This is a genomic window from Cloacibacterium sp. (assembly GCF_047601505.1).
Classification (GTDB): Bacteria; Bacteroidota; Bacteroidia; order Flavobacteriales; family Weeksellaceae; genus Cloacibacterium.
Genome location: NZ_JASGJD010000001.1, coordinates 1,623,063 through 1,637,615, shown reverse-complemented (window position 1 = coordinate 1,637,615; position 14,553 = coordinate 1,623,063). Strand labels below are relative to the sequence as shown.

Below are 14,553 nucleotides of genomic sequence, written 5' to 3'. Positions count from 1 at the left end.
AAAATAAACTATTAAAACAAAACTATGAAATAGAGAATTTCGCAATAATTGCTAGATTCTGATTTCCAAAAATTTGATTTTTTTTAATCTAAGTGTTTCGGAGTATAACCGTCTTCACTTAGTTCTTTGTGTACATAATCTGCTTTCATTTCAGCTTCATAATCTATTTTTTCATCTTTGCCCATTTTTACTAAAACAGAGTCAAACAATGAATAAACAATTGGTACAATAATTAATGTAAGGAATAATGATGACGTTAAACCACCAATAATTACCCAAGCAAGACCTTTGTTCATCTCAGCTCCTGCTCCGTTTGCTAAAGCAATTGGTAACATCCCGAAAATCATTGCAATTGTAGTCATCAAAATAGGACGAAGACGAGCGTGATTTGCTTGTATTAAAGCGTCGTGAGTACTAACTCCTGCTGCTTTTCTTGCATTGGTAAAGTCAACAATCAAAATTGCATTTTTCGCTACCAAACCAATTAACATAATCATCCCCAACATGGTGAAAATATTCAATGAATTACCTGTAAGTGCCAAAATTAGCATTACTCCAATCATCGCCAACGGAATTGAAAACAATACTACAAAAGGATATACAAAAGAGTCGTACAACGATACCATTACCAAATAAACTAAGATAATAGCTGCTAACAAAGCAATACCTAATGTACCGAAACCTTCTTGTTGGTTTTCCATATCACCACTCCAGATATAATCTACTCCTGCAGGCTTATCTTTACCATCCATAAATTGGTTTGCCCATTCGTTTGCAACATCTCCTACAGGTCTTCCTACCGCTTTAGCTTTCACTTTTACAGACGGAGATTTGTCTCTACGTTCTAGTAAACTTGGTCCTGAACCCATTTTAACATCTGCAAACTGACTTAAACGAACTTGCTCACCTTGAGAATTAGTAAAAATTAAATTTTTAACATCATCAATAGATTTTCTGCTATTATCAGCAAAACGAATGTTAATGTCATATTCATATTCTCCAGCTTTAAATTTCCCGTCTGTATTACCATTGAATGCTGTTTGCATTGCTTGTCCTACACTCGAAAGATTTAAGCCTAAAGACGCCATTTTATCTCTATCTAAATTTACCTGAACTTCTGGATTACCAGTATCCGTAGATAATTCCGCATCTACCGCACCAGGAACTTTTTTCAATAAATCTAAAATTCTTGTAGCTTCTTTTACTGCCGAAGCATTATCTGGAGCTGTAACTACCATTTCTATAGGAGCATTCTCCGCACCCATTATACCAATTGGAGCGGTTTTAAATTCAACTCCTGTAAATTTTTCTTCTAAAGCTCTTTTTACTTTTGCAGATTTAATATCTGTGCTTTCAGAACGTTCAGATTTATCTGTTAAATTTACCTGAACTTCAGATTGATAAGTAGTTGCTTGTATACCTCCAAAACCAGTAGATTGTTGACCAACAGTGGTAATTAAATCTACCACATCTTTATCTTTTCTTAAGAATTTTTCAACTTCTAAAGTAATTTGGTTTGTTTTTTCGATGGTTGCATCTTTTGGCAATTCCATTTGAACCAAGAACTGTCCACGGTCTGTTTTCGGGAAGAATTCTCCACCAATATAACCGAATTTCACTAACATGAAAGACATAATCAAAACAACAAAAGTAATTACTACGGTAAATATTCTTCTAGAAGTAGTTCTAAGCGACCATTCTAACAAGCCTGTAATCCAATGTGTAAAGTTATCTAATTGTTTTTCGAACCAAAGAATGAATTTTTCAAAAGCATTTTTACCAGTAAGATGTTGTAATTTTCCAAATCTTGATGACAACCAAGGGATAATAGTGAAAGAAGCCAACAATGATAATAATGTTGCAATAACCACGGTTACACAGAATTGTGCCAAGATATTAGCTACAAGACCTGTACTCATCGCAATTGGCAAAAATACTACCACAATTACCAAAGTAATAGCAGCAACGGTAAAGCCAATTTCCGCAGCACCATCATACGCTGCTCTAATTTTGCTTTTTCCCATTTCCATGTGACGATAGATATTCTCCAGAACCACAATCGCGTCATCTACCAGAATCCCCACAACTAAAGAAAGTCCTAATAAACTCATCAAGTTTAGGGTATATCCCATGAGATACATCCCAATAAAAGCTGCAATTAATGAAGCCGGAATAGAAACCATTACAATAAATGCATTCCTAACACTATGCAAGAACAATAACATTACAATAGCCACCAAAACAATAGCTAAAAATAAATCGAAAATAACGTGGTCTGCAGATTCTAATGTAAAATCTGTAGTATCGTTTACTACTTTTAATTTTACACCTTGCAGTTTATATCCGTCTTCTACTGTTTTTATTGTTTCTTGAATGCTTTCTGAAACCGCTACAGCATTAGCATCAGATTGTTTTTTAACCTGCATTAAAATAGTAGGAAACTGGTTGAATCTCGCTAATTTTTCAACATCTTTTTGAGCATCAAAAACGGTTGCTACATCAGAAAGACGAACTTGGGCTCCATCTTTGTTAGAAACCACAAGATTACTCATTTCTGCTACAGATTTATATTTACCAGATAATCTAATGGTAGATTTATTAACTCTAGTTTTTAAACTACCAGTAGGGAAATCTAAGTTTGAAGTAAGAATTGCTTGTTGCACTTCGCCAATAGAAAGTCCGTAACCTTGTAATTTTTTATCATCAATATTTACCTGAATTTCTCTCTCTTGTCCACCAACAAGGTCAACTTGTGCCACACCATTTACACGAGAAAAAATAGGTTCTATTTTTTTGTCTAAAAGGTCATAAAGTTCTTTATTATTTAACTTATCAGACGAAATACTCATGGTGATAATAGGCATATCATCCAAAGAGAATTTATTAAGAGAAGGCGCATCAACATCATCTGGAAGGTCTGCCAAAATAGCATTTACCTTACGCTGAGCATCATTAAGCGCATAATCTACATCTGCTCCATTATTAAGCTGAACCATAATAACAGACAAACTTTCGTACGAAGAAGATTCTACTTTTTTTACGTTTTCTAAAGAACCTACCGCATCTTCAATTTTTCGGGTAACAGATGTTTCTACTTCACTAGGAGAAGCTCCTGGATAAACGGTAGAAATAGTTACTATATTGGTTTCAAATTTTGGAATGAGCTCGTATCCCATCATAGAATAGCTCAAAAGTCCTCCTAACGTTAGCAATGTAAATAATACAATAACCAACGATGGTCTTTTAATCGATATTTCTGCTAACTTCATACTACTTTATGATATTAATTTTAGAACCATTATCTAGGTTAATTTGTCCACTGGTAATCACTTGGTCTCCATTTTTAAGACCATTTAAGATTTGAACTTTATCGCCATACACTTTTCCAGGTGTTACTTTAATCAATTTAGCAACTCCGTTTTGAGCTACAAAAATTTGCCCAGAACTTACTCCGTTTACGAATGCAGTAGCTGGTACAGTTAACATATTTTGAGTTTCGGCACCATTATTCGTTTGGAAAATTGCAGTAGCATACATCCCAGCTTTTAAGTTTCCTCTGTTTTGAACTTCAATTTCTACAGGGAAATTAAGCGAAGCATCACTTTTTGGTGCAATAAATGTAATTCTACCACTGAAAGAATCTTCTGGCAAAACATTTACATTAATAGCAACTTGTTGTCCTAATTGAATTTTCCCAACCTGACTTTCATCTACTAAAACAGAAAGTTTCAAACTGTTGATATTTACAATCTCAAACATTGGAGTTCCCGGAGAAACCACTGTTCCAGGTTCTACCATTTTTTTATTAATAGTTCCGCTAATTCCTGCTCTGATGCTGGTATCGCTAATTCTAACGCTTTGAGCTCTTAGAGCAGCCTGAGCATTTTTAAGTTGCAATCTTGAATTATCTAATTGCTGCTTAGTAACACCACCAGTTTTATACGCATTTTCGTAACGTTGATTGTCTATAATAGCGTTTTGCAAGTTGTTCTGAGCCTGAGAAACATCTACATCTATAGCATCTCTTTTGATGGTTGCCAAAGTTTGACCAGCACCTACTCTAGAACCTTCTTTTACCAAAACATTTACAATTCTACCAGAAATTTCAGAAGATTGATTCATTTCTTGCTTCGGTAGAAAAGTTCCGTTTGCAGTATAATCTGTATTAATACTTTCGTATTGAACGGTAACAACATTTACGTTAATTTTATCAACTTCTTTTGCTACTTCCGCTACTTCCGCCTCTTGTTTACTCTTATTACTTGAGATTTTATAAGCAGCCAATCCTACTAAAACCGCTGCAATAACAATATATATTAAAGTTTTTTTCATTATAGTTTATTTTAAATAATTTTTAAGTTCTCCTTTTGATTTGTAGTATTGTACTTCGGCAATTTTATAATCTAGAATTGCAGTGGTATAATTATTTTTAGCTTGTACCAAAGAATTTTCGGCATCTAATAAATCTGTAAGCGTTGCCAAACCGTATTGATAATTACTTTTTGTATCCGCTAAAACATCTTCTGCCAATTTCACATTCGCTTTTTGGCTTTCTAAAGTTGCAAGGCTATTTTCAATTTGAGCTTTTGCGTTTTGATAAGCTTGGTCTAGCCCAAGTTTGGTATCTTTAATATCTATTTCGAGTTTATCAATATCAATTTGATTTTGCTGAACTTTAGCTTTTGTAGCAAATCCATTAAAAATAGGAATATTAATACCCAATCCTATTGCAGAATAATCTGACCACATTACTCCTTTTGAACTGCCATTCGTTAGAGGAAACTTCTCTCCTAATCCTTGCCAATTATAGTTAGCCGTTAGATTAACTGTAGGATAATAATTTGCGATAGTTGCTTTTTTCTGATATTCAAGAAGTTCTTTATTTTTTAGCAAAACCTTTACTTCTGTTCTTTCGTCAGTATTTACAGTTTCGTCTAAAAGATGTGGAGTTACTGCCATATCTTCTTGCACCAATTGTATTTTGGTTTCAATAGGCATTCCCATGTAGAATTTCAAAGCATTTTCGGCTTGCGTAATTCCATTATTACTTTGTTTTATGTTAGTTTCTATATTGGTAAGGTTAACATTAGTTCTATCTAAATCTATTTTTTTTGACAAACCATTATCATACAAACTCTTAATTACATTTCTTACTTTCTCTGTACTGCTATAGCTGCTTTCTAAAGTATTTTTTTGCTCTTGAGCTGTAAAAACCTGAAAATATGCATTAGAAACCCTCTCAATAATTTGCTCTTCGGTAAGATTTGCATTCAATTGATAAAATTCTTTGGTAGATTTCGCAGCTTTTAAACCAATAAAAACCTGTTGATTAAAAAGCGCTTGTTGTAACTGAACTCCCGCAACAGCAACCCAAGGCTGTCCCATTTTGAAAGTTTGCCCAGCAAGAGAAACCTCCTGAATAATCGGATTATATGTAATATTAGCATTCCCAGTTACTTTTGGTAATGCGCCAGCTTTTGCTTCTAGAATTTTCGCATCTGCATTGGTAATATCTAGCTTAGCTTTTAGGGCATCTGCTTTATTTTGCAAAGCAAATTCTATAGCTTGTTTCAAGGTTACTGTCTGCTGAGAATAAACCAATGTTCCCGTAACAGTCAAAATACCTAAAGCTAATTTTTTCCACTTTATCATTTTAAATATCATAATTTATTTTTAACTTTTTAGACGTTTGTTTACAATTTTTACTTTATTTTTTTTCTATTTTTTTTAAGATTCCGAAAATCTTCCTTAATAAATCTCTTGCTTCATTATTTAAATATTATTGTATTGATATTTTTCTTTTAATTCATTTAGTCTTTGTTTGCCTTCATCCGTAACTATTGCATCTAAGTATAATAATTTCATAGCCACAGAAAGACTTTTCTTATCTGTTTCTTCTGTAAAAATTGGAGAAATATCTGTGGAGAAAAATAATGTGATTAAAAATTTAATATATAAATCTATCGGAATATCTTCTCTGAAATACCCAAGCTTAATACCTTTTTCAAAATCTTCTCTCAAAATTTTTATAATTCTAACAGAAACAGAAACTTGATGAGAATGAAAAATATCTGGATAATACTTTAATAATTGTATTACAAAAATATTTTTCTGTTTACAAGTAATTTCGTCCATTCTAGCACCAGAAACAAGAAGAGATTCTATAGGGCAATCGTACTCTTCTCTCACTTTCTCTATCTCATCTAACCCTTCATCTGATATAAAATCCAAAACATCACAAATTAAATCTTCTTTGTGTTTATATTTCTGATACAAAGTTTTCTTAGAGATAGAAAACTCTTTTGCAATATCGTCCATCGTTAAAGTTTTAGCTCCATAAACATGAAACAACTCAAACAACTTTTCTAAAAAACATTTTTTATCATCCATAATTGGGTGCAAATATACAAAAGAAAACTTTAAAACAAAAAAAGTTTCCAAGTTTTTTAGTTTATTTATTTTAAATATCTAAAAATCACTTCAGTTTAGAAACAAAAAAACCGAGAAAAATCTCGGTTTGTATTTAGTTCAAATAAATTTCAAATTTTCCAAATTCATGTATTTTTTCGATGAGTTGATAATTGATATTAATACTTTGTTGCATTGCTCTAGCCTCAATAAAACTGTTATCCAAAGGATTTCTAAGATAAACATTCAACTTATGTTCGCCTTTTTCTGCCAACAATTGAGTCTTAAAAAACTCTAAATCCGTTTTATTTATTTCGTTAACAGGAATTACTAAAGAAAGAGATTTTGCAAATTTTTCAAAAGCATCATTCAATTCTAAAATGTCTGTAACGTTAGTAAAAACTCTACCTTCGCTACCTTGTGTAAATTTCATTTTGATAATCACAAAACGGTCTTTCGCTATTTTATCTCTCAGTTTCATGTAATCTCTATCTCCCAATCTAAAGCTATAACTGCCTGTATAATCTTCTAAAGTAATGAAGCAAATTTTCTCTCCAGAATTTTTACCATCTCTCAAAATCATATCAGAAATTAATCCCGAAACGGTATATTCTCTAGCGTTTTCAAATTGTTTTTGTCTTTCTTTCCAATCTTTTGCAGGCTCGAAAAGACTTCCCGCAGGAAACAATTGTTCTTTAAAAGCATCTACTTCGTCTAAATTTAAGAAATTAAAATTCCCTTTTGGCTCAGCTTTTTTAGAAGTTTCTTCTACTAATTCTTCTTCTTCGCCAGCTTCTAAAGAAATATCTAAACTTTCTTCTTCATCTGGTTCTTCATCTAAAATTTTTGAAGCCAAATCATTATTTTGTGTTAAATCTTCTTTTTTTCTGTCGTCCAAAACATAAGCTCTAGAAAGTTCTCCATTTACAAACTGATACTGAAATTTGTACTCATCCAAAGGATGCGCCGAAAGATAGAAACCAATAATTTCTTTCTCACGATTCAATTTGTGCATATTCTGCCATTCTGCACATGGCAGAAGTTTTGGTCTTTCTATTTGAACCTCATCTGCAAAATCTGCAAAAAGCGAATTTTCTACAGAATTTTTATTATCTTGGAATGATTGTCCGTAACGCAAAAGTTTTTCAATATTGGTTCTTCCTGCGTTGTCCACATCAAAATATTGCGCTCTGTGATAAGAATCTAATTCGTCAAAAGCACCAGCAATTACCAAACTTTCCACTACTCTTTTATTCACTTGAGACGAAGGCATTCTTTCGAAAAAATCATAAATATTTTTAAATCTTCCGTTTTGTCTTTCCAAAGAAATAGCTTCAGAAGGTGCTTCTCCCATTCCTTTTATCGCTCCTAACCCAAATCTAATTTGTCCTTTTTCATTTACCGCAAATTCATATTGAGATTCATTAACATCTGGTCCCAAAACATCAACTCCCATTGCTTTACAATCTTCCATAAAAAGAGTAATTTGCTTGGTATTGTTAATGTTATTACTCATTACACTTGCCATATATTCTGCCGGAAAATTGGCTTTAAGATAAGCTGTGTGATACGCAATTAAAGCATAACAAGTAGAGTGAGATTTGTTGAAAGCATATTCCGCAAAGGCTTTCCAGTCGTTCCAGATTTTTTCTAAACGTTCTTCGTTTAGGTTGTTCTTTTTACCCCCTTCTATAAATTTAGGATACATTTTATTAAGGACATCAATCTGCTTTTTCCCCATTGCTTTTCTCAGCGTATCAGCTTCACCTTTGGTAAAATTCGCTAATTTCTGAGAAAGCAACATTACCTGCTCCTGATAAACGGTAATACCGTAAGTTTCCTTCAAATATTCTTCGGTTTCTGGCAAATCGTAAACAATTTCTTCCAAACCGTGTTTTCTATTAATGAAATTCGGGATGTATTTTATTGGACCTGGTCTGTACAATGCATTCATTGCAATTAAATCTGCAAAAACCGTTGGTTTTAGTTCTCGCATATATTTTTGCATTCCCGCACTTTCATATTGGAAAACCCCAATAGTTCTTCCTTCCTTAAAAAGTTCGTATGTTTTTTTATCATCCAACGGAATTTCATCGGTATTAATTAAAATTCCATGACGTTGTTTTATCAGTTTTACCGCATCTTTAATAATGGTTAAAGTTCTTAGACCCAAAAAGTCCATTTTCAGCAAACCAGCACTTTCCGCAACGGAGTTATCAAACTGAGAGACCAAAATTCCTGCATCTTTTGCAGCGATAGTAATTGGTACTAAATTCGAAATATCTTCTGGCGTAATAATCACTCCACAAGCGTGAATCCCTGTGTTTCTAATGCAACCTTCCATTTTTTGCGCCGAAGCCAAAACTTGATGGCGAGAATCATTTGGATTTGCCAAAATAGCTTTCATTTCTTCAGCTAAAGGTTTATCTTCTGGTTTTAATTTTTCAGGTTTATTAAGAACTTTCGCAATGTTCATTCCTGGTGTTTCCGGAATTAATTTCGCAATCGCAATAGTTTCCGGAATCGAAACATCCAAAACTCTTCCTGCATCTTTAATGGCAGATTTCCCACCGAGAACAGAGTATGTAATAATCTGAGCCACATTCATTTGCCCATATTTCCCAATTACCCATTTTATAATCGCATCTCTACCTTCATCATCAAAATCGATGTCAATATCGGGCATCGAAATACGTTCTGGATTTAAAAATCTTTCAAAAAGCAAATCATATTTAATTGGGTCAACATTCGTAATTCCAATACAATAAGCAACAGCAGAACCTGCCGCAGAACCACGACCAGGACCAACAGAAACTCCCATTTTTCGGGCTTCGTTACAAAAATCCTGAACAATTAAAAAGTAACCAGGATAACCTGTATTGGCAATAACTTCGAGTTCGAAATCTAAACGCTCTCTAATATCTTCTGTAATTTCTTCATATTTATTTGCTGCTCCTTCGTAAGTAAGATGTCTCAAATAAGCATTTTCTCCACGTTTTCCTCCATCTTTTAAATCTTCTTCATGCTGAAACTGCTCGGGAATATCAAATTCAGGAAGCAAAACATCTCTTTTTAACGTGTAAGGTTCAAATTTTTGTACAAATTCTGAGTAAGCTTCAAAAGCATCAGGATATTGTCTGAAAGTTCTTTTTAATTCTTCAGGATTTTGAACATAATAATGGTCATTTGCAAGACCTTTTCTCTTCCCAAAACCTTTACCAATTGGCGTAGAAACTCTTTCTCCGTCTTTGATACAAGTGATAATATCTTGAATTTTAGAATCGTCTTTTTGGGTATAAAAAGTTTCATTTTGAGCTAGAATTTTTACATCGTGTTTATCTGCCAAATCGAGTAAAACTTCATTCAAATGTTCTTCGTCTGGCAAATCATGGTTTTGAATTTGAACATAGAAATCTTCTCCAAATTGCTCTTTCCACCAAAGGAAAAGTTCTTCCCCTTTTTGTTCACCAAAATTAAGAATCGCATTAGGAATATCTCCATAAATACCAGAAGTTACAGCTATTAAATCTTCTTTAAATTCAACAATTTGCTTTTTAGAAATCCTCGGAACACCTGCGTAATATCCGTTGGTAAATCCAAGGCTAGAAAGTTTTGCCAGATTTTTATATCCTCTGAAATTTTTGGCGATAAGAACCATATTTGTTCTTCTATCTGGGTCGTCTTTGGTAAATTGCTTTTGCTCTGGTCTTTCGGAGATATAAAATTCACAACCGAGAACCGGAATTAACGGCGATTTGGTAAATTCTTCACCTTTTTCTTCGGCTTCAGCTTTTTTCTTCTTGAGATCACCATTGTATTTTTCAACTTCAGAAACAAATTTAAAAGCACCCATTAAATTCCCTAAATCTACCATTCCGACAGCTTTATAATCGTTTTCGGCAGCTACTTTTATCAACTCACTGAAATGAGAAGTTGCAGAAAGTGTAGAATAAATGGTGTGATTATGAAAATTAAAATAATCTCCAATTTCTATTTCGGTAGTATCTCCAAAATCTACGTTAGATTTCTTTTTTTTAGAATCTGCAACCTGTCTTCTGATAACAATATCAAAAGGTTTTATTGGTTCGCTCCAGACTTTTTGAAAATTTTGAAATTGCTCATCACTCCAAAGCATTTTTTCGGCAGGAATAATGTTTTTTCTTGCCATTTCGAAGAAAATTTGAGCAGTTGCATTAACGTCTGCTGCTGCATTGTGCGCTTCATCAAATTGGTAACCGTATAATTTCTCGAAAAGTTCTCCCAATTTTGGCGATTTGAATCTACCTCCTCTACCACCAGGCAAGGCACAAAATTCTGTCCCAAGTTCCATGGTATCAGCTTTTGGAGTTTCTTGGAGTGTATTCTCGATTTGTTTTCTAAAGAACTCCGCACCAACAATTTTATAGTCAAAATCTATATTATGACCAACGCCAACTTTTGTTTTTTCCAGAACTTTTTTAAATTCTTCTAAAACCCAAGTCAAATCTTTACCTTCTTCAATCGCCATTTTTGTTGAAATACCGTGAATTCTTGTGGCGTTAAAAGGGATATCATAACCTTCTGGCTTTATGATATAATCCTGATTCTCGATTAACTTGCCTTCATCATCATGCAATTGCCAAGCAATTTGAACCATTCTGGGCCAATTATCTGAATCTGAAATAGGTGCGTTAAAATTTTGTGGTAAACCCGTGGTTTCTGTATCAAAAATCAAGTACATTCTCTAGAAATTTTCCTCAAATTTAAATGAAAAAAATTAAAATAAAAATACAATTACATTTTCAAATTCCCGCTTAAAATCTATTTTTTCTACGAGGTTATTAATATATTTGCATAAATTGTTAACAAATGAAAAAAACTTTAATATTTGTTTTGGGATTATCCTCGCTTTGTAGCTTTGCGCAAAGTAATGAAAAACTTCAAAAAACTTTCAGTGATGAGAGTCTGAAAAACCAAAAGAAATTTGATCTTTATATTAAAAATTTAAACTCTCGCTTATCAGAAAAACAAGTTTCTGAAATGAAAAGTAAATTAGCCGGATTTGCCGGTGAAATACCTGTATTTCTAGAAAGTGATGATAATAGAGCGAATAAAAGTGCCAATATTATTTCGCTTCAAGATGGCACTCTTTTATCTGGAAAAGCTATAACGGGCTCTGGTCTCAATATCATGGTAATGGATGGTGGAAGAGTTTTCGAAAAACATAAAGAGTTTGGAGCAAGTGAAACTGGTACAGTTACTGTACAAAGAATTTTTGACAAAGAAAATGGCACTACTTCTTATTCAAACCACGCAACCAATGTGTCCGGAATTATTGGTGCAATGGGAGTTGGAAAACTTGTAGCACCATACGGAACTGCAGCCGCAAAAGGCGTTCTGCCAGATGTTAAAATTGATAGCTATGCTTTTGCCTCTACAACACTTGGAACAAATTATCAAAAACTTGAAGCTTCTGGTGCAAATATTTCCAATCACTCTTATGGTATTAATTTGGGATGGACTTATGTTTCTGAAACAAGCACAACATATCCACAAGTTGGTTATTATTGGATTGGAGACTACGAATTGAATCATCAAGATACCTATTCTGGAAGTTACTACACCCAAGATGCAAATTTTGATAAAATTGTTTATAAAAATCCAAATCAAATTGTAATAAAATCTGCGGGTAACTATTATGGGACTCACCCTAGTGAAGACCCTACAAAACCAAAATTTAAATACGATAATGCTACTGATAAATATGTAGCCTTTGCTGATACTGATGAACTTCCACCTGCAAATTGTAGTCAAGGATATAATTGTATTGGATGGGGTTCTTTGGCTAAAAATGTTATAATTGTAGGAGCAACGGATCAATTAACTACCACAGATAATCTTTATAGCACTTCATCAGATGTTATAAAATCTGATTATAGTAGTGCAGGGCCAAGAAAAGATGGAGCTATAAAACCCGACATTTCAGCAGTTGGAAGCAATATGGTGATTCCGGGATATAGTAATGACACAACATATGATGCTTATTACGTAGGAGATGGAACATCTTACTCAGCACCAGTAATTTCTGGGATTGCAGGAGCTGTAACTCAGGTTAACAGAACCATCACTGGTAATTCCACTTTTACCTATAAAGCAGATGAAATGAAAGCATTGCTTATTCACACCGCAAATGAAGCAGGAAGCAATCCTGGACCAGATGTTTGGTACGGATGGGGGTTTGCAGACGCAAAAAAAGCAGCTCAATTGGTAATCGATAAAAATAATGGTAAAGCAATTTTTGAGAGAAATTCTTTAACTTCTGGAGTAAAATTCACAAAAGAAATTACAGCCGTAGCAAACGAACCAATAAAAGCTACTATTTCTTGGGTAGATCCTGCTGGAACTCCATTTACAAGTGATAGTGATTTACAAAACAATCATTCTTCAATGCTAGTAAATGATCTTGATTTAAGAATAATAGACACTACTAATAATACCATCTATTACCCTTGGAAATTAGACATTAGCAATCCTATGGCTGCAGCTACAAAAGGTGATAATCTTGTAGATAATGTAGAACAAGTACTTATTGATAATCCCGTTGCTGGAAGAAAATACAGAATAGAAGTTTCTAACAAAGGAAATTTGGTTAATGACAGTAAAGTGGCAGCTCCTCAAGATTTTGCTCTTATCACAACTGGTCTTGAGCCTAAAATTGATTATAATAATTTCAATATTGAAAGTAAATCTGAAACTTGCTCTGGCAAAAACAATGGAGAAATAAACATTTCTGCAAATCAAACATTTAATTACACTGCAAAAGTAAACGGTGGAAATACGTACACTTTTACTAACAATAAATTAAATATTACAGACTTAGCTCCAGGAACATATAATGTTTGCGTAACCGTGGCAAGTTTAAATTTTGAACAATGCTTTAACGTAACCATTTCTAAAGGAGTTACTGCAGCTGCTAGAATGTCTACAAATAGTGCTACTAATAATTTCGAAATTAATGTAGAACAAGGTACAGCACCATACAAAGTTTATGTAAACGGAATTCAAAAATTAGAAACCAATGATACTACAATTTCTCTGGAAGCTAAAAAAGGAGATTTAATAGAATTAAAGACTTCTGTAGCTTGCGAAGGAACGGTTTCTCAAAAGATTGCTTCACTTAACAATACTGTAACAGCTTATCCTAATCCAGCAAAAGATTTTGTAAAAATTACAATTCCTACAGCCGAAAAAGAAGTGGAAATTGAAATTTACTCAGCAGACGGAAAATTGGTTTCAAAACAATTCTATACTATTGTAAATGGAGAAGCAAAAGTAGATTTATCTAAACTTCAAGATGGAGTATATTTTGCAAAAGTATCTTCTAAAAATCCTACTAACATCAAAATCATCAAAAAACATTAATAAAAGATGAAAAATATTTTAAAACTTATCATACCTAGTCTCATTATCATTTCTTGCGGCGGTGGAGACAGCGGAGATTCTACTCCCAATGCAGCTCCTACTATACCTTCATTGGTATCTCCTACCAATCAAAGTTTGTGCATTAGCAATGCTTTAACATTCACTTGGAATAAATCTACAGACTCGCAAAGTGATGCTATTACTTATCAAATTCAAATTGCAACAGATAACCAATTTACACAAATGGTTAACACCAGCAATACCTCAAATACTTCTTTCACCATTACTTTAGACAAAGGAAAAGCTTATTATTGGAGAGTAAAAGCTACTGATAGCAAAAATGCTTCAAGTGAATTTTCTTCAGTTAACAGTTTATATACTGAAGCTACAGCTACAAGCAATCACTTGCCTTTTATGCCTCAATTGGTAAAACCAAGTTTAGAAGCTAGCGTTGCTACAACTGTAGATTTGGAATGGAGTGCTTCGGATGTTGATACTTCTGATGTATTAACTTACGATATTTATTGGGGAACAAGCGCTTCTAGTTTAACCAGTTCTAAGACTAATTTAACTACAAAAACTGCACAATTAACTGGTTTACAAAGTGGAACTACTTATTACTGGAAAGTTGTAGTAAAAGACAATAAAGGTGGCGAAACCATAGGACAAATTTGGAATTTTAAAACCAACTAAAACTCAATTCCATCACATAAAAAAGCCTTTCAGGATTCACTGAAAGGCTTT

General features: G+C 33.3%; 7 protein-coding genes. 2 read left to right on the top strand and 5 right to left on the bottom strand.

Annotation, left to right across the window (positions count from 1 at the left end; genetic code table 11):
* Positions 1-83 precede the first annotated feature (83 nt).
* From QM746_RS07675 to dnaE, 5 genes are all read right to left on the bottom strand, one after another.
* Positions 84-3,269 (bottom strand): efflux RND transporter permease subunit, encoded by a 3,186-nt coding sequence (locus QM746_RS07675; protein ID WP_414983676.1) that lies wholly within the window; start codon positions 3,267-3,269, stop codon positions 84-86.
* Between the two features lies 1 nt (position 3,270).
* Positions 3,271-4,332 (bottom strand): efflux RND transporter periplasmic adaptor subunit, encoded by a 1,062-nt coding sequence (locus tag QM746_RS07670; protein ID WP_414983675.1) that lies wholly within the window; start codon positions 4,330-4,332, stop codon positions 3,271-3,273.
* Between the two features lie 6 nt (positions 4,333-4,338).
* Entirely contained in the window at positions 4,339-5,652 is a 1,314-nt protein-coding gene (locus QM746_RS07665) for a TolC family protein (protein WP_414983674.1), read from the bottom strand.
* Positions 5,653-5,772: 120 nt separating this feature from the next.
* A complete protein-coding gene (locus QM746_RS07660; protein WP_414983673.1) occupies positions 5,773-6,390 on the bottom strand; it encodes a TetR/AcrR family transcriptional regulator in 618 nt (205 codons plus the stop codon).
* Between the two features lie 133 nt (positions 6,391-6,523).
* Complete coding sequence (gene dnaE / locus QM746_RS07655; protein WP_414983672.1) at positions 6,524-11,128, bottom strand: DNA polymerase III subunit alpha; 4,605 nt, start codon at positions 11,126-11,128, stop codon at positions 6,524-6,526.
* A gap of 128 nt (positions 11,129-11,256) precedes the next feature.
* On the opposite strand from dnaE, the gene QM746_RS07650 reads away from it, so the two are divergent.
* A complete protein-coding gene (locus QM746_RS07650; RefSeq protein ID WP_414983671.1) occupies positions 11,257-13,809 on the top strand; it encodes a S8/S53 family peptidase in 2,553 nt (850 codons plus the stop codon).
* A gap of 6 nt (positions 13,810-13,815) precedes the next feature.
* On the top strand, positions 13,816-14,502 hold the full coding sequence (locus QM746_RS07645) for a fibronectin type III domain-containing protein (protein WP_414983670.1): 687 nt from the start codon (positions 13,816-13,818) through the stop codon (positions 14,500-14,502).
* Positions 14,503-14,553: the final 51 nt, after the last annotated feature.